At 39.0% G+C, this 318-nt stretch carries 1 pseudogene; it reads right to left on the bottom strand.

Features of this window, described 5'->3' with window-relative positions:
• Window positions 1–318 (bottom strand): annotated as a pseudogene (locus FIA58_RS21200) (hypothetical protein); the annotation flags it as partial.

Raw genomic sequence — 318 nt, forward strand, 5'->3', positions numbered from 1 at the left:
AGTTACAGAAACACTTGAACTATTAGGACAAGATCCAGCAGTTGTATAGGTTACTGTATAAGTTGCAGGAGTTGATGCAGAAACATCAATCGCACCCGTTGAAGCATTTATAGAAAGACCAGCTGGAGAGCTTGCAAAAGTTCCACCTGTTAAACCAGAAATAGTTGGAGTTGGATCTGAAGCATTCACACAATAAGAAGCTGCACTGTAACTAAAAGAAGCATTGTCTAATGCATTAACAGTTACAGAAACACTTGAACTATTAGGACAAGATCCAGCAGTTGTATAGGTTACTGTATAAGTTGCAGGAGTTGATGC

This window comes from Flavobacterium jejuense, assembly GCF_006491595.2.
GTDB classification, from domain to species: Bacteria; Bacteroidota; Bacteroidia; order Flavobacteriales; family Flavobacteriaceae; genus Flavobacterium; species Flavobacterium jejuense.